Here is an 18,963-nt window from a genome sequence, read left to right as displayed (position 1 = left end):
GACCGGACCCGGCGTACCGGGTCCGGGCCCGTCCGTGGCCGGGCGGCGGCGGCGTCAGCCGACCGCGCCCTCCATCTGAAGCTCGATCAGGCGGTTCAGCTCCAGGGCGTACTCCATCGGGAGTTCCTTGGCGATCGGTTCGATGAAGCCACGAACGATCATGGCCATCGCCTCGTCCTCGCTCAGGCCCCGGCTCATCAGGTAGAAGAGCTGGTCGTCGCTGATCTTGGAGACGGTCGCCTCGTGCCCCATCGACACGTCGTCCTCGCGGATGTCGACGTACGGGTAGGTGTCCGAGCGCGAGATGGTGTCGACCAGCAGCGCGTCGCACTTGACCGTGCTCCGGCTGTGGTGCGAGCCCTCCAGCACCTGCACCAGACCGCGGTACGAGGTGCGGCCGCCGCCACGGGCGATCGACTTCGACACGATCGTCGAGGAGGTGTGCGGCGCGGCGTGCACCATCTTGGCGCCCGCGTCCTGGTGCTGGCCCTCGCCGGCCATCGCCACCGAGAGCACCTCGCCCTTGGCGTGCTCGCCGGTCATGTAGACCGCCGGGTACTTCATGGTCACCTTGGAGCCGATGTTGCCGTCGACCCACTCCATGGTCGCACCCTCGTGGCAGACGGCGCGCTTGGTGACCAGGTTGTAGACGTTGTTCGACCAGTTCTGGATGGTCGTGTACCGGCAGCGCGCGTTCTTCTTGACGATGATCTCCACGACCGCGCTGTGCAGCGAGTCCGAGGAGTAGAGCGGCGCGGTGCAGCCCTCGACGTAGTGCACGTACGCACCCTCGTCGACGATGATCAGCGTCCGCTCGAACTGGCCCATGTTCTCCGTGTTGATCCGGAAGTAGGCCTGCAGCGGGATGTCCACGCGCACGCCCTTCGGCACGTAGATGAACGAGCCGCCGGACCACACGGAGGTGTTCAGAGCGGCGAACTTGTTGTCGCCGACCGGGATGACCGTGCCGAAGTACTCCTTGAAGACGTCCTCGTGCTCGCGCAGCGCGGTGTCGGTGTCCAGGAAGAGGACGCCCTGCTCCTCAAGGTCCTCACGGATCTTGTGGTAGACGACCTCGGACTCGTACTGCGCCGCGACACCGGCGACCAGCCGCTGCTTCTCCGCCTCCGGGATGCCCAGCCGGTCGTAGGTGTTCTTGATGTCCTCGGGCAGGTCCTCCCAGCTGGTGGCCTGCTTCTCGGTCGACCGCACGAAGTACTTGATGTTGTCGAAGTCGATGCCGGTGAGGTCCGCGCCCCAGGCCGGCATCGGCTTGCGGCCGAACAGCCGCAGACCCTTGAGGCGCAGGTCGAGCATCCAGGCCGGCTCGTTCTTCTTGGCCGAGATGTCCCGCACCACCGCCTCGTTGATGCCGCGCTGGGCGACCGCCCCGGCGGCGTCCGGGTCGGACCAGCCGTACTCGTAGCGACCCAGGGCGGCGAGCTGCTCTTCCTGGGTCAGGGGCTGGACGATCTGCTCGGTCATCTATCTGTCCTCACAGTGGTGACGGGATTACCGGATTGGGCGCGGCCCGGCTGGGTCGGGATGTGCGTGGTGCACACCCCGTCGCCGTGCGCGATGGTGGCCAGGCGTTGTACGTGGGTGCCGACCAGACGGGAGATCACCGCGGTCTCGGCCTCGCACAGCTGGGGAAACTCGGCGGCCACGTGCGCCACCGGGCAGTGGTGCTGGCAGAGCTGGCCGCCGGAGGCGATCGTGGTCGCGTTGGCAGCGTAACCCTCGGCGGTGAGCGCTCCGGCGAGTGCCTCAGCTCGCGCGAGGGGGTCGTCGCCGGCGTCCTCCATGGCGGCGCGGCAGCGCGACTCCAGCGCGGACACCTGCTCGGTGGCGAACGCCTCGACCGCGTCCGGGCCTCCGCTGCGGGCGATCCAGCGCAGCGCGGCGGTGGCCATGTTGTCGTAGTGGTGTGTGCCACAGCGGACCCGGGCCGCCTCGGTGAGCACGAAGACCTTGGCCGGACGCCCCCGACCGCGGCTGCCCTGCACCGTCTGCTCGCGGGCGACAACGTCACCGTCGGCGAGCATCGCGTCCAGGTGCCGGCGGATCGCCGCCGGGCTCAGGCCGAGCGCCAGACCGAGCTGCGCGGCGGTGGTCGCGCCCCGCTCCAGCAGCAGCTGGGTGACGCGGTCCCGGGTGGAGATCTCTGTCGCGGCGCCGCCCAGCGCGGACGACGAGGCCCCGACGAGGGCGGACGCGGACGCGCCGACGGCCTGGGCAGCCGTCGGCTGGTGCCCGGAGAGCGCCGCCGCGTTTTTCACAACACCAACGTTACGTAATTACCCGGAGGGTGGCAAACCCGGGCCCCGGTGATCCGAACCACCGACCCTGCGGAGTCGGACGAACCTCGATCACTACGGTGCGTAGGATTTGCGCCGTGAACCGCATCGTCCGTCCGGTCTCCGGTCTCCTGCTGCGCCGCCTCGCGCTCGCCTCGATCATCGCGAACGTCGGCATCGTCGTCACCGGCGGGGCGGTCCGGCTGACCGCCTCGGGCCTCGGCTGCCCCACCTGGCCCCGGTGCACCGACGATTCGTACGTCACCACGCCCGAGATGGGCGTGTACGGGGTGATCGAGTTCAGCAACCGGATGCTGACCTTCGCGGTTGGCCTGATCGCGCTGGCCACCGTGCTGGCGGTCCTGGCACACCGGCCGCGCCGCCGCGGGCTGCTGACCCTCGCCGTCGCCGTCTTCCTGGGCATTCCCGCCCAGGCGGTGATCGGTGGCATCACGGTGCTCACCAACCTCAACCCGTGGGTGGTCGGGCTGCACTTCCTCGCCTCGATGGCGGTGATCGCCGCCGCGTACGCCCTCTGGCGGCGGGTCGACGAACCGGACGCCCCGACGGTCGCCGTGGTGCCCTCGCCCCTGCGCACGTTGGCCCGGGTCACCACGGGCGTCACCGTCGCGGTGCTGGTGATCGGCACCTGGGTCACCGGCAGCGGCCCGCACGCCGGCGACCACGGCGCGGCCCGCAACGGACTGGACCCGGAGTCGATCTCCCAGGTGCACGCCGACGGCGTCTTCCTGCTGATCGGCCTGTCGGTGGCGTTGATCTTCGCGTTCCGCGCGGTCGGCGCGGCCCGGGCCACCCGGGCCGCCGTCGTCCTGCTCGCGGTGGAGCTGGGTCAGGGGCTCATCGGCTTCGTGCAGTACTTCACCCAGGTGCCGGCGGTCCTGGTCGGCGCGCACATGCTCGGCTCGTGCCTGGTGCTGCTGGCCGCCCTCGCCGTGCAGTGGTCCACCCGCGAACGCCGCCCGGCCGCCCCGGCGCCGCAGGCCACCGCGACCGAGGCCGAAGCCGTCCCGGTCACCGCCTGAACCCCCGCGCCCGCGCGACATCGGAGATGTCGCGGTGCGCTTGTCACGATCATGCTCGATCCAGGAAGTAGTGGCATCGCCAGCACGCCGATGCCACTACTTCCATGATGGTGCGCAGACGTCGGCGCGGAGGCTCGGCGGGTCAGGCTCGGCGGGCCAGGTGGGTGGCGATCGCGGTGGCGAGGCGGTCGGGGGCGCCGTCGGCGTACCCGATGAAGAGCGACGGCTCGGTCAGCTCCAGTTCCACCAGGACCGGGTCGCCGTCCGGGCCGGGGATCAGGTCGACCCGGGCGTAGAGCAGTTGACGCGTGCCACCGGGCACCGCCGCGAGGGTCCGCTCGGCGACCGCCAACTGCTCGGGCCGCGGGGCGCGGGGCCTGATCTCCTCGGCCTTGTAGAGGCCGTCCGGGCCGAGATCCGGGCCGGTCAGCATCGGACCCTTGCGGATGGCGTGGCTGTACGCGAGCCCGTCCGGGCCGGCCAGGAAGAGCAGTGCGGTCTCACCCTCGCTGTCGACGGCGCTCAGGTACGGCTGGACCATGGTCGTCCGGCCGGCGGTGGAGAGGCGGCGTACGTGGGCGTGAGCCAGGTCGCGGTGCTCCGGGTCGGCCAGGTCGTACCGGCCGGTGTCCTGACTGCCGGCGCTGACCGAGGGCTTGAGCACGTACTCGCCCGTCTCGGCGGGCGGCGACCAGCTCTCGCCCGGCTCGACCCAGGACGTCGGCACGGTCGGCACCCCGGCGGCGCTCAGCTCGGCCAGGTAGCGCTTGTCGGTGTTCCACCGCACCACGTCGGCCGGGTTGACCAGGGTGGGCACCGACGCGGCCCAGGCGACGAACTCGTCGCGGCGCAGGGCGTAGTCCCACGGTGAGCGGAGCACGACGAGGTCGTACGAGGACCAGTCGGCGTCGGGGTCGTCCCAGACGACCGCCTCGGCGGCGATCCCCCGGGCGGTGAGCGGGTCGAGGACGAGGCGGTCGTCTGGGTCGAGGTCGACCAGATCGGCGCAGGTGACGAGAGCGACCCGGGGTTCCCCCCGGGTCGACTGGTGGTGGTTGGTCAATTCAGCTCTCTATCTCAACGGGCCATCGTGCGCCGGGCCATCGACCGCCAGAGGTCGTTGCTCGGTCGCATCTGGTCCATCAGTTCACGCTCCCAGGCGTTCTCGACGGTGACTCCCGCCTTGGCGCACGCCTCCCGGGCGGTGACGGTGTCCTCGGCGAACTGGTCGCCCCACTCACCATCGGCACCCACGAGGACGATCCGTGCGCCGCGCTTACCGACGTACTCGATGACGGCCTTCGCGCCGCCGTGCCCGGCGGCGAACGACCGGAGGCCCGCGACCAGGCCGTGCGGGGCCTGCTCGCCGGCGGTCTGCTCGGCCGTCAGCGTCGTATCGGAACCATCTGCCATGACGCGAAGCCTAAGCAGAGTTGCACTCACGCGTGCGAGAACCATGAACCTTTTGTGATGCCAATTACCTCTAGGTTTCAGGAAGGCCACAGGCTTCCTGTCCGGTTATATCCGGACTTTCCCGCACTAACCACTCGGGCAAATCAGGGTCCAGTGCCCGCAGGTTGAGTCGATCCGACTCATGCCGAAAGTTACTCTCATGTGACATTAAACCCGGACAACTCATCCACGACCATGATTAGTCTGCGGATTTCCGCAGCGTCGTGGGACGTCCCGCGACGCGGGTCAGATCAGCGCGTCGAGCGCGACGGCCACGAAGACGATGGTCAGGTACGTCGTCGACCAGTGGAACAGCCGCATCGGCTTGACCGCCTCGCCGCGGGTCGCCCGCCGGCAGAGCCGGTGCGCCTCGACCAGGAAGATCGCGCCCACCACCAGCGTCGGTACGCCGTAGATCGCGCTGAGGCCCAGCGGCCAGACCGCGAGGGAGGTGAGCACGGTGAGCCACGCGAAGATCAGGATCTCGGCGTTCACCCGGCGGGTGGAGGCCACCACGGGCAGCATCGGGATGCCGGCGCGGGCGTAGTCGTCCTTGTACTTCATCGCGAGCGGGTAGAAGTGCGGCATCTGCCAGAAGAAGACCACCGCGAACAGGCCCCAGGCCGCCGGGGCGAGCCCGCCGGTGACCGCCGCCCACCCGATCAGCACCGGAGCGGCACCGCAGGCGCCACCCCAGAACGTGTTCGTCGAGGTGGAGCGCTTGAGCCAGAGCGTGTAGACGACGTCGTAGTAGACGATCGCGGCGAGCGTCAGCCCGGCGGCGAGCAGGTTGGTGAACGCCGCCATCAGAACGATCGAGATCGCCGCCAGCACCAGACCGAAGACGAGCGCGCTGCGCGGCGACACCGTGTGCGCCGGCAGCGGACGCCGCTTGGTCCGCCGCATCAACTGGTCGATGTCCCGGTCGATGTAGCAGTTGAGCACGCTGGCCGCCCCCGCGGCGAGCGAGCCACCGATGAGCACCACGGCCATCAGCCACAGCGACGGCAGTCCGCCGTCGGCGAGCATCATCGCCGGGACGGTGGTGACCAGCAGCAACTCGACGATGCGCGGCTTGGTGAGCGCCACGTACGCCGACACGATCGCGCGCACGTCCCGCCGCGCCACCGGACCCTCGGCCGCCCGTACCGGGGGCTGCCCGGTGGGGTTGCTCGCGGGGCGCTCGGTGATCATGCTCACGGATTGCCACCTTCCGGCATCGGCACGGGGAGATCGAGTCGGCCGCGCCCGCTCGGGGGCCGCACACCGACCCACACACTACGCGTTGTCGTTTTGGCTGCCCGGCCGACCCGACAACGGTGCGGGCCGTCACACCACCGGGTTGAACGTCTGGGCGCAGAGTCACGTACTGCACACCATGCGGAGATCCCCGGGCGCACGTTTAGTCGCGCTCGATAGGGTCATCAGTGAGGGTTCCGCCCATCTGCCGAGGAGCACAACCATCGTGGCTGCCAACCGACCCGAGCACTCCGAACTCAACTGGTCCGACCTCGATCGCCGGGCTGTCGACACCGTCCGCGTCCTGGCCATGGATGCCGTCGAGAAATCCGGCAACGGCCACCCGGGCACCGCGATGAGCCTGGCGCCCGCGGCCTACCTCCTCTTCAACCGGGTCATGCGGCACAACCCGGCCGACCCGAACTGGCCCGGCCGGGACCGGTTCGTGCTCTCCGCCGGGCACTCCAGCCTGAGCCTCTACATCCAGCTGTTCCTCTCCGGCTACCCGCTGAGCCTGAACGACCTGAAGTCGCTGCGCCAGTGGGGCTCGCAGACCCCGGGTCACCCGGAGCACGGTCACACCCCGGGCGTGGAGACCACCACCGGCCCGCTCGGGCAGGGCCTGGGCAACGCGGTCGGCATGGCCATGGCGGCCCGTCGCGAGCGTGGCCTGTTCGACCCGGAGGCCGAGCCGGGCAGGTCGGTCTTCGACCACAACATCTGGTGCATCGTCTCCGACGGTGACATCGAGGAGGGCATCAGCCACGAGGCCAGCGCCCTCGCCGGGCACCAGCAGCTGGGCAACCTCACGGTGATCTACGACGACAACGAGATCTCGATCGAGGACGACACCCGCATCGCCAAGAGCGAGGACGTGGCGGCCCGCTACGAGGCGTACGGCTGGCACGTGCAGACCGTCGACTGGCGCAGCGGTGACGCCGACCAGGGTGACTACCACGAGGACGCCGAGGCGCTGTACCGCGCGCTGGTGGCCGCCAAGGCCGAGACCGGTCGTCCCTCCTTCATCGCGCTGCGCACCATCATCGGCTGGCCCGCGCCCAACAAGCAGAACACCGGCAAGATCCACGGCTCGGCGCTCGGCGCCGACGAGGTGAAGGCCACCAAGCGGATCCTCGGCTTCGACCCGGAGCAGACCTTCCAGGTCGACGAGGAGGTGCTCGGCCACGCCCGCACGGTGATGGGCCGCGGCGACAAGGCCGAGCAGGAGTGGACCGCCGCGTTCGACGCCTGGAAGAAGGCGAACCCGGAGCGCACGGCGCTCTACGAGCGGATGGCCGGCCGGGTGCTGCCGGACGGCTGGACCAAGGCGCTGCCGGTCTTCCCCGCCGACGCCAAGGGTGTTGCCACCCGGGCCGCCTCCGGCAAGGTGCTCGAGGCGCTCGCGCCGGTGCTGCCGGAGCTGTGGGGCGGTTCGGCCGACCTGGCCGAGAGCAACAACACCACCATGAAGGGCGAGCCGTCGTTCATCCCGGCCGCGCACGCCACCAAGGACTTCCCCGGCCACGAGTACGGCCGGACGCTGCACTTCGGCATCCGTGAGCACGCCATGGGCGCCATCCTCAACGGCATCGCGCTGCACGGCGGCACCCGCCCGTACGGCGGCACGTTCCTGGTGTTCAGCGACTACATGCGCCCGGCGGTGCGGCTGGCCGCGTTGATGAAGCTGCCGGTGACGTACGTCTGGACGCACGACTCGATCGGCCTGGGCGAGGACGGCCCGACCCACCAGCCGGTGGAGCACCTGACCGCGCTGCGCGCCATCCCGGGCCTGGACGTGGTCCGCCCGGCGGACGCGAACGAGACGGCGTGGGCCTGGCGGCAGGCGCTGGAGCACACCGACCGGCCGACCGCGCTGGCGCTGAGCCGCCAGCCGCTGCCGACCCTGGACCGGGATGTCCTGGGTGACGTGGCCGGCGTGGCCAAGGGTGGCTACGTGCTGGCCGAGGCGTCCAACGGCAAGCCCCAGGTGATCATCATCGGCACCGGCTCCGAGGTGCAGCTCGCCCTGACCGCCCGGGAGCGGCTGGAGGCCGACGGCACGCCGACCCGGGTCGTCTCGATGCCCTGCCAGGAGTGGTTCTACGAGCAGGATGAGGCATACCGGGAGTCGGTGCTCCCGCGTGGGGTAAAGGCACGGGTGAGCGTGGAGGCCGGGATCGCCATGTCCTGGCGCGGCATCGTCGGTGACCTCGGCGAGAGCGTCAGCCTGGAGCACTACGGGGCGAGCGCCCCGCACACCGTGCTCTTCGAGCAGTTCGGGTTCACCCCCGACCGGATCGTGGCGGCGGCACACGCCTCGCTGGCCCGGGTGGGCGACATCACCGGTTTCACGACCGGCAACTGAGGGAGCGTGGACGGCATGACGGACAAGCTGAATGAGCTCACCGCCGCGGGTGTGGCGGTGTGGCTCGATGATCTTTCCCGGGTACGTTTGAGCTCCGGCGGGCTGGACAAGCTCCGCCGTGAGAAGCACGTCGCGGGCGTCACCACCAACCCGACGATCTTCGCGAAGGCGTTGAGCGACGCCGACGAGTACAACTGGCAGTTGCGCGACCTGGCCATCCGTGGCGTGGACGTGGAAGAGGCCGTACGGATGCTCACCACGTACGACGTACGGTGGGCCTGCGACGTGATGCGCCCGTCGTACGACGGCAGCGCAGGCGTGGACGGCCGGGTCTCGATCGAGGTGGACCCGCGCAGCGCGCACGACGCGGACAAGACGGTCGCCGAGGCCAAGGCGCTGTGGTGGCTGGTCGACCGGCCCAACCTCTTCATCAAGATCCCGGCCACCGAGGAGGGCCTGTCGGCGATCACCGACACGCTCGCCGAGGGGATCAGCGTCAACGTGACGCTGATCTTCGGTCTGGACCGCTACTCGGCGGTCATGGAGGCTTTCCTGACCGGTCTGGAGCAGGCCAAGGCCAACGGGCACGACCTGTCGAAGATCGGCTCCGTCGCGTCGTTCTTCGTCTCCCGCGTCGACTCCGAGGTCGACAAGCGATTGGACCGGATAGCCGACAAGGCCGCCGACAGTGCGGGCAAAGAGCGCGCGCTGGGACTGAAGGGCAAGGCCGCGATCGCCAACGCCCAGCTGGCGTACGAGCGCTACACCGAGGTCTTCTCCTCGGACCGCTGGAAGGCGCTCGAGGCCGCCGGAGCGCACCCGCAGCGGCCGCTGTGGGCCTCCACCTCGACGAAGAACCCGGACTACCGGGACGTGATCTACGTCGAGGAGCTGATCGCCCCCGGCACGGTCAACACCATGCCGGAGTCGGTCATCCACGCGTACGCCGATCACGGCGAGACGCGCGGCGACACCATCACCGGCGCCTACGACGCGGCCCGGAAGGTCTTCGCGGACCTGGAGTCGGTCGGGGTGGACATGGCCGACGTGATCGCCACCCTGGAGCGCGAGGGCGTGGAGAAGTTCGAGGCGAGCTGGCAGGAGCTGCTCGACGGCGTCCGCAAGTCGCTGGAGGCGGCCGGCAGCGGCAAGGGTGCTCCGAACAAGGCGGCCAAGGGCAACGCGAACGCCGCCGCGAAGGCGGGTGGCGCGTGAGCGAGCGAATCGGCACGCAGCGAAGCGGAGTGGCGGCATGAGCGATCTTCTTGCAGGGCCGGTGGAGGCAGCCGCCGGGCTCGCTGTGTACGGCGCGGACGCGGTCGACAAGTCCGCGCCCGCCTCGACCCGGGAGGCGCTGGTCAAGGCCGGCGTCCCCGGCAGGCTGGCCGCCAAGGACGCAAGCCTGTGGGGCCCGGACGCCGAGGCCGAGGCGAAGGTCCGGCTCGGCTGGGTGGACACCCACCGGCGCAGCCGGGAGCTGCTGGTGCAGCTCGCCGAGCTGACCGCGGAGCTGGCCGACCTGGACCACGTGGTGCTCGCCGGTATGGGCGGCTCGTCGCTCGCCCCCGAGGTGATCACGCGGACCCTGGGCCGGCCGTTGACCGTGCTGGACACCACCGACCCGGGCCAGGTCCGGGCGGCCCTGGGTGACCGGCTGGAGCGCACCGTGGTGGTCGTCGCCAGCAAGTCCGGCTCGACGGTGGAGACCGACAGCCACCGTCGCGCCTACTGGCAGGCGTTCCTGGACGCCGGGATGACCGAGGCGGAGGCCGGCCGGCACTTCGTCATCGTCACCGACCCGGGTTCGCCGCTGGAGGCCACCGCGGCCGAGATGGGCGCGTTCACCGTGCTCGCCGACCCGAACGTGGGCGGCCGGTACTCGGCGCTGACCGCGTTCGGGCTGGTGCCGTCCGCGCTGGCCGGTGTCGAGGTCGCCGAGCTGATCGACCAGGCCGACGCGTTGGCCGAGTCGCTCGGCTCCGACCGCGACAACCCGGCGCTGGCGCTGGGCGCCGCGTTGGGCGCCGCGGCCACGCTGGCCCGCGACAAGGTCGCCCTGGTGTCCGACGGCACCGGCATCGACGGCCTGGGTGACTGGGCCGAGCAGTTGATCGCCGAGTCGACCGGCAAGGCCGGAGTGGGCATCCTGCCCGTCGTGGTCGAGTCCCCGCAGAGCCCCGGCGCCACCGGGCCGGACGTGCTGACCGTCAGCTACGGCGGCGCGCTGGCCCCCGGTGACGTGCCGGGCGGCGGCGCCGACCCGGACGTGGCCGTCAACGGCCCGCTCGGCGCGCAGTTCCTGGCCTGGGAGTACGCCACCGCGGTGGCCGGCGTGGTGCTCGGCATCGACCCGTTCAACCAGCCGAACGTCACCGAGTCCAAGGAGAACACCAACAAGATCCTGGCCTCGGGCCTGCCGGCGGAGACGCCGTCGTTCACCGAGGGCGCGATCGAGGTGTACGCGCCGCAGGGCGCGCCCGGTGACCTGGCCGGCGTGCTGCGCTGGCTGCTCGACGGTCTCGGCGACGACGGTTACCTGGCCGTCATGGCGTACCTGGACCGCTTCGCCGACGCCGACGCGGCCCGGCTGCGGCCGCTGCTGGCCGGCGCGTCCGGTCGGCCGGTCACCTTCGGCTGGGGGCCGCGGTTCCTGCACTCCACCGGCCAGTACCACAAGGGCGGCCCGCAGGTGGGCAGCTTCCTGCAGGTGACCGGCGCGGTCACCGAGGACCTGGCGGTGCCGGGCAAGCCGTACACCTTCGGTGAGTTGCAGGCGGCACAGGCCGCCGGCGACCGGCAGGCCCTCGCGGGTCGGAAGCGGCCGCTGCTGCGGCTGCACCTGACCGACCGGGCAACCGGCGTCGCCCAACTACTCGACGCGGCCGGTGAGCTGCGGGCGTGAGGATGGACGCTGTGACAGAAGCGGAAGCGAGGGAGCACCGTGAGCGCGAGGAGTGAACCGGGGTTGCGAGCCCCGGAGGCGCGAACCGAAGGTGGCTCGACGAACCCGCTACGCGACCCGCAGGACCGCCGGTTGCCCCGGATCCCCGAGCCGTGCGCTCTGGTGATCTTCGGGGTGACCGGCGACCTGGCCCGCAAGAAGCTGCTCCCGGCGGTCTACGACCTGGCGAACCGGGGCCTGCTGCCGCCCGGTTTCGTGGTGCTCGGCTTCGCCCGCCGCGACTGGGGTGACGGCGACTTCGAGACCCTCGCGTGCGAGGCGGCGAAGAAGCACGCCCGTACCCCGTGGCGGGACGAGGTGTGGGCGCGCCTGGCCGGCAACATCAAGTTCGTCGGCGGGTCGTTCGACGACGACGCGGCCTTCGACCAGCTCGCCTCGACGCTGGACGACCTGCGGCAGAGTCACGGCATCGCCGGCAACGCGGCGTTCTACTTCTCCATCCCCCCGGCCGCGTTCCCCGTCGTGCTCAAGCAACTGGCCCGCACCGGGATGGCCGACAACGAGAAGTCCGGCGGTTGGCGCCGGGTGGTGGTGGAGAAGCCGTTCGGTAACGACCTGCCGTCGGCGAAGGCGCTCAACGACCTCGTCGACGACGTGTTCACCCGCCAGGACGTCTTCCGGATCGACCACTACCTGGGCAAGGAGACCGTCCAGAACATCCTGGCCCTGCGGTTCGCCAACAACCTGTTCGAGCCGCTGTGGAACTCGAAGTACGTCGACTCGGTGCAGATCACCATGGCCGAGGACGTCGGCATCGGCAGCCGGGCCGGCTTCTACGACACCGTCGGCACCGCCCGTGACGTGCTGCAGAACCACCTGCTCCAACTCCTGGCGCTGGTGGCCATGGAGGAGCCGACGAGCTTCGACGCCGACGAGATCCGCGCCGAGAAGCTGAAGGTGCTCAAGGCCATCACCCTGCCGAAGGACGTCGCCCGGGACACCGTCCGCGGCCAGTACCTGCCCGGCTGGGTCGGCGGCGAACGCGCGGTCGGTTACCGGGAGGAGCAGGGCGTACCCCCCGACTCCACGACGGAGACGTACGTGGCGGTGCGGCTCGGCATCCAGAACCGGCGCTGGGCCGAGGTGCCGTTCTACATCCGGGCCGGCAAGCGGCTGCCCCGGCGGGTCACCGAGGTCGCCATCATGTTCAAGAAGGCGCCGCACCTGCCGTTCAACGACGCCGACATGGAGTCGCTGGGCAACAACCAGCTCGTCATCCGGGTGCAGCCGGACGAGGGCGTGGTGCTCAAGTTCGGCTCGAAGGTGCCGGGCACCACCATGGAGGTCCGCGACATCGCGATGGACTTCCAGTACGGCGAGGCGTTCACGGAGTCCAGCCCGGAGGCGTACGAGCGGCTGGTGCTGGACGTGCTGATCGGGGACCGCACCCTGTTCCCGGACGCGGCCGAGGTCGAGCAGAGCTGGCAGGTGATCGACCCGCTGGAGCACGCCTGGGAGGGCACCACGCCGGAGCCGTACCGCGCCGGCGAGTGGGGGCCGCGGGCGGCCGACGAGATGCTGGCCCGCGAGGGCCGCGCTTGGAGAAGAGCATGATCGGGCTGTGGGACACCACCGGCAACGAGGTGGTCAAGGCGCTGGCCGCCGAGCGGCGCAGCGCCGGTGGTGTGGCCAGCGGCATGGCGCTCACCCTCATCGTGGTGGTGGACGAGAAGCGGGTCCGCGAGGCGGAGGCGGCGGCGACCATCGCCGCCGCCGCCCACCCGTGCCGGCTGGTGGTCGTGGTCCGCTCCGACATCGAGCGGGAACGCAACCGACTGGACGCGGAGATCGTGGTCGGTGGCCGACTCGGCCCCTGCGAGGCGGTGGTCACCCGGTTGTACGGGCGGCTCGCCCTGCACGCGGAGTCGGTGGTGATGCCGCTGCTGGTGCCGGACGTGCCGGTGGTCACCTGGTGGCACGGCGAACCGCCGGCGGAGATCGCCACCGACTTCCTCGGGGTGGTCGCCGACCGGAGGATCACCGACACGGCGCAGGCCACGGACCCGGTGGAGGCGCTGCGGCAGCGCGCCCGGGACTACGCCCCGGGTGACACCGACCTGGCGTGGACCCGGATCACCCCGTGGCGGACCCTGGTCGCCGGGGCGTTCGACACCACCGAGGCGAAGGTCACCGAGGCGACCGTCGTCGCGCCGCCCACCGACCCGACGGCGGCGCTGATGGTCGGCTGGCTGTCCAGCCGGCTGGGCATCACCCCGCGCCGGGTCGACACCAACGAGTTCCCCCGGATGCGGGAGGTGCAGTTGACCTGCGCCAACGGCGACCGCCTGACGCTGACCCGCGAGGACAGCCTGGCGGTGTTCCGGCGGACCGGTCAGGACGACCGGGCCCTGCCGCTGGTCCGTCGGCCGCTCGGCGACGAGTTGGCCGAGGAACTGCGCCGGCTGGACGCGGACCAGGTGTACGCGGAGGCGCTGGGCGCGACCGCCGGGCTGCGGGGTCTGGAACAGCGCCCCCCGCAGCGGGTGCACGTCTGGAAGGATCCGGCCACGGCCCAGCGCGCCGAGGCCGGGGTCACCGCGCACACCGGCACGAGCGGCGAGAGCTGAGCCGGAACGTCCGCAGCACGACGAACGGGAGGGCCGGGATGGTTCCGGCCCTCCACCGGAGCACCTCTGGGCGCACCGGCCCGGAGACGACGCGACAGCGACCGCCCAGCGGTCGGGAAACGAAGGCACAACCCATGAGTGAGGCGAGTGTCGCCGTCCACGCCGACGCCGACCTGCTGGCGCAGGCCGTGGCGGCCCGGCTGCTGGTGAAGTTGCTCGACGCCCAGGCCGACCGGGGCGAGGCCGCGATGGTGCTCACCGGTGGGCGCGTCGCCGCGGCCGTGTACCGGGCGGTGGCGCAGTTGCCGGCCCGCGACGCGGTGGACTGGTCCCGGGTCGACGTGTGGTGGGGTGACGAGCGGTTCCTGCCCGCCGGCGACCCGGAGCGCAACGAGACCCAGGCCCGCGCCGCCCTGCTGGACGTGGTGCCGCTGGACCCGGCCCGGGTGCATCCCATGCCGGCCTCCGACGGCCCGGCCGGCAACGACCCCGAGGCGGCCGCCGCCGCGTACGCCGACGAGTTGGCCCGCGCCGCCCGGCCGGGGCACGCCGCGCTGCCGCACTTCGACGTGCTGATGCTGGGTGTCGGCGAGGACGGGCACGTCGCGTCGGTCTTCCCCGGGCACCCGGTGCACTACGAGACGCGGCCGGTCAGCGCGGTGCGGGGCAGCCCGAAGCCGCCGCCGGTGCGGACCACGCTCACCCTGTCGGCGATCAACACCGCCGAGGAGGTCTGGCTGGTGGCCGGCGGCGCCGACAAGGCACGTGCGGTGGGCATGGCGCTGGCCGGCGCCGGCCCGGTGCAGCTGCCGGCCGCCGGGGTGCACGGCGTGGACCGTACCCGCTGGCTGCTGGACCGCGCGGCGGCCGCTGACGTGCCCGCCCGGCTGCGTAGCCTGCGCTGAACGACGGGAAGGGCTCCGACGCGGGGCCCTTGCCTAACTTTCGCCCCGGCGGCGGCGCAGCGCGGCGAGCGCCTCCGCCAGCAGCGCCTCGCCCTCCTCGGCGGTACGCCGCTCCTTCACGTACGCCAGGTGGCTCTTGTAGGGCTCGGCGCGGACCCGTCCGGGCGGGTTCTGCGCGTCCAGACCGGCGGGGAGCCCGCAGCGGGGGCAGTCCCACAGCGGCGGCGCCGTGGCGTCGGCCGCGATCCGGATGTCGGTCTGGTGGTCGTTGCGACACCAGTAGGTGACGTCCTGTCGGGGTGCGGGTTGGTGCCGCTCGTCCGGGCGCATGGGTGCGGACCCGACGCGGGCGCCGCGGATGACGTTGCCACTGGGCACGGCTGCTCGCTCCTGTCGTCGGAGGGGACCCGCCGCCGTCGGGGATGGGCGGCGGGCGACGCGGTGCAGCGGAGAAAGACTGCGCGCGGCCCGTCGAGTGACGGACCGCGCGCAGATTGTACGACTTCGCGGGCCTGCTCAGGAGCCGCTGTTCAACTGGAGACGGAGCCAGAGCCCCAGCCCGACGATCGCCGCGAACCAGACGACACCCACCAGAACGGTGTAACGGTCCAGGTTCTTCTCGGCCACCGAGGAGCCGGCGAGGCTGGAGCTGACGCCACCGCCGAACATGCTCGACAACCCGCCACCCTTACCGCGGTGCAGCAGGATGAGCATGGTGAGCAGGATGCTCGTGATGACCAGCAACACGATCAACGTGTATGCGAACCAGATCGGCATGGCTGGGGGGAGTCCTCTCGTAGCGATCCTCGCCCGGACAGGTCGGGCACGGTGGCACCGGCCGGTGGACGGGCGGTGTCCAGGATAGCGAGCGATCAGCGAGCGATGTGCTCGGGGAACCGGCAGATCTGCGCGAATTCTTCCGCGTCCAGGCTGGCGCCGCCCACCAGGCCCCCGTCCACGTCCGGCTGAGCCATGATCGAGGCGACGTTGGACGCCTTGACCGACCCGCCGTAGAGGATCCGAACCGCGTCGGCGGTCTCGGCGTCGAAGCGCTCCGCCAGCCGCTGGCGGACCGCACCGCAGACCTCCTGGGCGTCCTCGGGCGTCGCGGTCTTGCCGGTGCCGATCGCCCAGACCGGCTCGTACGCGATGACGACCTGGCGCACCTGCTCGGCGGTGAGCCCGGCGAGGCCCCCGTCGAGCTGGTCGGCGCAGTGCGCCACGTGGGTGCCCTGCTCGCGGATGTCCAGCCCCTCCCCCACGCAGAGGATCGGGGTCAGGCCGTGCGTGAGCGCCGCCTTCACCTTCGCGTTGACCAACCCGTCGTCCTCGTGGTGGTAGGCCCGCCGCTCGGAGTGCCCGACCACCACGTACGTGCAGCCGAGCTTGGCGAGCATCACGCCGGAGATGTCCCCGGTGTACGCGCCCGCCGTGTGCGGGGAGAGGTCCTGCCCGCCGTAGCCGATCAGCAGCTTGTCGCCGTCCACCGCCGTCTGCACGGTGCGCAGGGCGGTGAACGGCGGCAGCACGACCGTCTCGACCTCGGTGAGCTGCTTCTCGGTGAGGCTCGCGGCCAGCTTCTGCACGAGCAGGTTGGCCTCGAGGTGGTTGAGGTTCATCTTCCAGTTGCCGGCCATCAACGGCCGGCGGGTCGTGCTCGCCATGCTCAGTTCTCCAGGGCCGCGATGCCGGGGAGGGTCTTGCCCTCCAGGTACTCCAGGGAGGCGCCACCGCCGGTGGAGATGTGCCCGAACGCCTTCTCATCCAGGCCGAGGAGCCGGATCGCGGCCGCCGAGTCACCGCCGCCGACCACGCTGAACGCGTCGGAATCGGCGATGGCCTCGGCGACGCCCCGGGTGCCCGCGGCGAAGGGCGCCATCTCGAACACGCCCATCGGCCCGTTCCAGAAGATCGTCCGCGCGTTCCCGGGATCTCCACACGCGGAGGTCTTCAGGGCGGCGGCGAAGCCGGCGACCGTTTCCGGGCCGATGTCCAGCCCGATCCGGTGGCTCGGGATGCCGTCCGCCGGGAAGACGTCGTGATCGGCGTCCGGGGAGAAGGCGGTCGCGGCCACCACGTCGACCGGCAGCATGATCTTGCCCTCGGAGCGCTCCAGGAGGTTGCGGCAGGTCTCCACCATCTCCTCCTCCAGCAGCGAGGTGCCCACCTCGTGGCCCTGGGCCTTGAGGAAGGTGAAGCACATCCCGCCGCCGATGAGCAGCCGGTCGACCTTCGGCAGCAGCGCCTCGATCACCGCCAGCTTGTCGGAGACCTTGGAACCGCCCAGCACCACCACGTACGGGCGCTCCGGGTCGCCGGCCAGCTTGCCGAGCACCTCGACCTCGCGCAGCACCAGCCGGCCGGCCACGTGCGGCAGCCGCGCCGGCACGTCGTACACGCTGGCGTGCTTGCGGTGCACGGCGCCGAACGCGTCGTCGACGTAGGCGTCGCCGAACGCGGCGAGCTGGTCGGCGAAGGCGCCCCGCTCGGCCTCGTCCTTGCTGGTCTCACCGGCGTTGAAACGCAGGTTCTCCAGCAGGGCGACCTGGCCGTCGGCCAGGCCCGCGACGGTGGAGCGGGCCGAGTCGCCGACCGTGTCGGTGGCGAAGTGCACCGGAGCGCCGAGCAGCTCACCGAGCCGCCCGGCGACCGGGCTCAGGCTGAACTGCGGGTCCGGCGTGCCCTTCGGGCGGCCCAGGTGCGAGCAGACGACCACCTTCGCGCCGGCCTCGACCAGCGCGCCGAGCGTCGGCAGCACCGCGCGGATGCGTCCGTCATCAGTGATCGCACCGGTCTGCTTGTCGAGCGGGACGTTCAGGTCGGCGCGCACCAGCACGCGCCGACCCGACACCCCCTCGGCGAGCAGGTCGTCGAGGGTACGGATGCTCACAGCGACGAACCGACCAGCTTGACCAGGTCGACCAGGCGGTTGGAGTAGCCCCACTCGTTGTCGTACCAGCCGACGACCTTGACCTGGTTGCCGACGACCTTGGTCAGCGGCGCGTCGAAGATGCACGACGCCGGGTCGGTGACGATGTCGGTGGAGACGATCGGGTCCTCGTTGTAGACGAGGATGCCCTTGAGCGGGCCGTCCGCGGCGGCCTTCAGCGCGGCGTTGACCTCGTCCACGGTGGTCTCACGACCCACGGTGACGGTGAGGTCGGTGACCGAGCCGGTCGGGATCGGCACCCGCAGCGCGTACCCGTCGAGCTTGCCCTTCAGGTCCGGCAGCACCAGGCCGATGGCCTTCGCGGCACCGGTCGAGGTCGGCACGATGTTCAGCGCGGCGGCCCGGGCGCGGCGCAGGTCGGAGTGCGGGGCGTCCTGCAGGTTCTGGTCCTGGGTGTACGCGTGGATCGTCGTCATCAGACCGTGCTGGATGCCGAACGTGTCGTGCAGGACCTTCGCCATCGGCGCGAGGCAGTTGGTGGTGCACGAGGCGTTGGAGATGATGGTGTGCTTCGCCGGGTCGTAGGTGTCGTGGTTGACACCCATGACGACGGTGACGTCCTCGTTCTTCGCCGGAGCGGAGATGATGACCTTCTTGGCGCCGCCGTCGACGTGCGCCTTGGCCTTGGTGGCGTCGGTGAAGAAGCCGGTCGACTCGATGACGACGTCCGCGCCGACCTCACCCCACGGCAGCGCCGCCGGGTCCTTCTCGGCGTACGCCTTGATGGTCTTGCCACCGACGGTGATCTCGTCGGCGGTGGCCTTGACCTCGAACGGCAGGCGACCGAGGATGCTGTCGTACTTGAGCAGGTGGGCGAGCGTGCCGTTGTCGGTCAGGTCGTTCACCGCCACGACCTCGATGTCGGCGTCGGACGCCAGCACTGCCCGGAAGAAGTTCCGGCCGATTCGGCCGAAGCCGTTGATGCCAACCCGGATGGTCACAGGTCCCATCTCCTCGCGTTCTGGTCTGCCGGCTTCAGACAACGGGCCGGCGGAGTGGTGTGCGCCGACCGTTGGAGCCGGCCGTTGACGGTTCGTCTCGGCACCCCGCCGCGGTCTGAGGACCTGACCGCCCGAGGCGGTAAGCACGACGAGGAGTGCCCGTGTCGGCCCCCTTGCCGTACTCAGCGACCTTATCCGAGCGCGTGAGACCACGCCGCGCCGGGTCGTGCTCCCGGCGCACC

General features: G+C 71.1%; 17 protein-coding genes. 7 read left to right on the top strand and 10 right to left on the bottom strand.

Annotated elements, in window-relative coordinates; translation table 11 throughout:
• Positions 1 to 54 precede the first annotated feature (54 nt).
• Both sufB and ACFYPR_RS11960 read right to left on the bottom strand, forming a co-directional pair.
• The gene (sufB, locus tag ACFYPR_RS11965; protein WP_354860393.1) at positions 55 to 1,485 is read right to left on the bottom strand and encodes a Fe-S cluster assembly protein SufB; all 1,431 of its coding nucleotides are present in this window, start codon (positions 1,483 to 1,485) and stop codon (positions 55 to 57) included.
• The gene (locus tag ACFYPR_RS11960; RefSeq protein WP_354860404.1) at positions 1,482 to 2,183 is read right to left on the bottom strand and encodes a transcriptional regulator; all 702 of its coding nucleotides are present in this window, start codon (positions 2,181 to 2,183) and stop codon (positions 1,482 to 1,484) included. Before ACFYPR_RS11960 ends, sufB begins: the two co-directional genes overlap by 4 nt.
• Before the next feature lie 194 nt (positions 2,184 to 2,377).
• On the opposite strand from ACFYPR_RS11960, the gene ACFYPR_RS11955 reads away from it, so the two are divergent.
• The gene (locus tag ACFYPR_RS11955) at positions 2,378 to 3,340 is read left to right on the top strand and encodes a COX15/CtaA family protein (RefSeq protein WP_354860391.1); all 963 of its coding nucleotides are present in this window, start codon (positions 2,378 to 2,380) and stop codon (positions 3,338 to 3,340) included.
• Positions 3,341 to 3,482: 142 nt separating this feature from the next.
• On the opposite strand, the gene ACFYPR_RS11950 is transcribed toward ACFYPR_RS11955, so the two are convergent.
• The 3 genes from ACFYPR_RS11950 to ACFYPR_RS11940 all read right to left on the bottom strand — a co-directional run bounded on the left by ACFYPR_RS11950 (position 3,483) and on the right by ACFYPR_RS11940 (position 5,992).
• Positions 3,483 to 4,403 (bottom strand): RimK family alpha-L-glutamate ligase, encoded by a 921-nt coding sequence (locus ACFYPR_RS11950; RefSeq protein ID WP_387186245.1) that lies wholly within the window; start codon positions 4,401 to 4,403, stop codon positions 3,483 to 3,485.
• Positions 4,404 to 4,417: 14 nt separating this feature from the next.
• Complete coding sequence (locus ACFYPR_RS11945) at positions 4,418 to 4,753, bottom strand: hypothetical protein (RefSeq protein ID WP_354860389.1); 336 nt, start codon at positions 4,751 to 4,753, stop codon at positions 4,418 to 4,420.
• Positions 4,754 to 5,038: 285 nt separating this feature from the next.
• Positions 5,039 to 5,992: a heme o synthase gene (locus ACFYPR_RS11940; protein WP_355067610.1), complete on the bottom strand. Its 954-nt coding sequence runs from the start codon at positions 5,990 to 5,992 to the stop codon at positions 5,039 to 5,041.
• 265 nt (positions 5,993 to 6,257) lie between these two features.
• Here ACFYPR_RS11940 and tkt point away from each other — a divergent pair, with 265 nt between their 5' ends.
• The 6 genes from tkt to pgl all read left to right on the top strand — a co-directional run bounded on the left by tkt (position 6,258) and on the right by pgl (position 14,830).
• A complete protein-coding gene (gene tkt, locus ACFYPR_RS11935; RefSeq protein ID WP_355067608.1) occupies positions 6,258 to 8,396 on the top strand; it encodes a transketolase in 2,139 nt (712 codons plus the stop codon).
• A gap of 15 nt (positions 8,397 to 8,411) precedes the next feature.
• Entirely contained in the window at positions 8,412 to 9,611 is a 1,200-nt protein-coding gene (gene tal / locus ACFYPR_RS11930) for a transaldolase (RefSeq protein WP_355067607.1), read from the top strand.
• A 37-nt stretch (positions 9,612 to 9,648) separates the two neighbouring features.
• Positions 9,649 to 11,298: a glucose-6-phosphate isomerase gene (locus tag ACFYPR_RS11925; RefSeq protein ID WP_354860383.1), complete on the top strand. Its 1,650-nt coding sequence runs from the start codon at positions 9,649 to 9,651 to the stop codon at positions 11,296 to 11,298.
• A gap of 63 nt (positions 11,299 to 11,361) precedes the next feature.
• Positions 11,362 to 12,912, top strand: a complete 1,551-nt coding sequence (gene zwf / locus ACFYPR_RS11920) for a glucose-6-phosphate dehydrogenase (protein WP_354860403.1) — start codon at positions 11,362 to 11,364, stop codon at positions 12,910 to 12,912.
• Positions 12,909 to 13,925: a glucose-6-phosphate dehydrogenase assembly protein OpcA gene (locus ACFYPR_RS11915; RefSeq protein WP_354860381.1), complete on the top strand. Its 1,017-nt coding sequence runs from the start codon at positions 12,909 to 12,911 to the stop codon at positions 13,923 to 13,925. The genes zwf and ACFYPR_RS11915 overlap by 4 nt, the downstream gene beginning before the upstream one ends.
• Positions 13,926 to 14,059: 134 nt before the next feature.
• Positions 14,060 to 14,830 (top strand): 6-phosphogluconolactonase, encoded by a 771-nt coding sequence (pgl, locus tag ACFYPR_RS11910; RefSeq protein ID WP_355067605.1) that lies wholly within the window; start codon positions 14,060 to 14,062, stop codon positions 14,828 to 14,830.
• 33 nt (positions 14,831 to 14,863) lie between these two features.
• Here pgl and ACFYPR_RS11905 read toward each other — a convergent pair whose 3' ends face one another.
• The 5 genes from ACFYPR_RS11905 to gap all read right to left on the bottom strand — a co-directional run bounded on the left by ACFYPR_RS11905 (position 14,864) and on the right by gap (position 18,721).
• Positions 14,864 to 15,208: an RNA polymerase-binding protein RbpA gene (locus tag ACFYPR_RS11905; protein ID WP_354860378.1), complete on the bottom strand. Its 345-nt coding sequence runs from the start codon at positions 15,206 to 15,208 to the stop codon at positions 14,864 to 14,866.
• Positions 15,209 to 15,346: 138 nt separating this feature from the next.
• Positions 15,347 to 15,607 (bottom strand): preprotein translocase subunit SecG, encoded by a 261-nt coding sequence (gene secG, locus ACFYPR_RS11900; protein ID WP_354860376.1) that lies wholly within the window; start codon positions 15,605 to 15,607, stop codon positions 15,347 to 15,349.
• Positions 15,608 to 15,702: 95 nt separating this feature from the next.
• Complete coding sequence (gene tpiA / locus ACFYPR_RS11895) at positions 15,703 to 16,494, bottom strand: triose-phosphate isomerase (RefSeq protein WP_354860375.1); 792 nt, start codon at positions 16,492 to 16,494, stop codon at positions 15,703 to 15,705.
• 2 nt (positions 16,495 to 16,496) lie between these two features.
• Complete coding sequence (locus ACFYPR_RS11890) at positions 16,497 to 17,720, bottom strand: phosphoglycerate kinase (RefSeq protein WP_354860373.1); 1,224 nt, start codon at positions 17,718 to 17,720, stop codon at positions 16,497 to 16,499.
• On the bottom strand, positions 17,717 to 18,721 hold the full coding sequence (gap, locus tag ACFYPR_RS11885) for a type I glyceraldehyde-3-phosphate dehydrogenase (protein ID WP_354860371.1): 1,005 nt from the start codon (positions 18,719 to 18,721) through the stop codon (positions 17,717 to 17,719). The genes ACFYPR_RS11890 and gap overlap by 4 nt, the downstream gene beginning before the upstream one ends.
• Positions 18,722 to 18,963: the final 242 nt, after the last annotated feature.

The organism is Micromonospora sp. NPDC005254, assembly GCF_042872525.1.
Taxonomy (GTDB): domain Bacteria; phylum Actinomycetota; class Actinomycetes; order Mycobacteriales; family Micromonosporaceae; genus Micromonospora.
The sequence above is the reverse complement of the archived record's forward strand: the minus strand, read 5'-3'. Positions and strand labels throughout refer to the sequence as shown.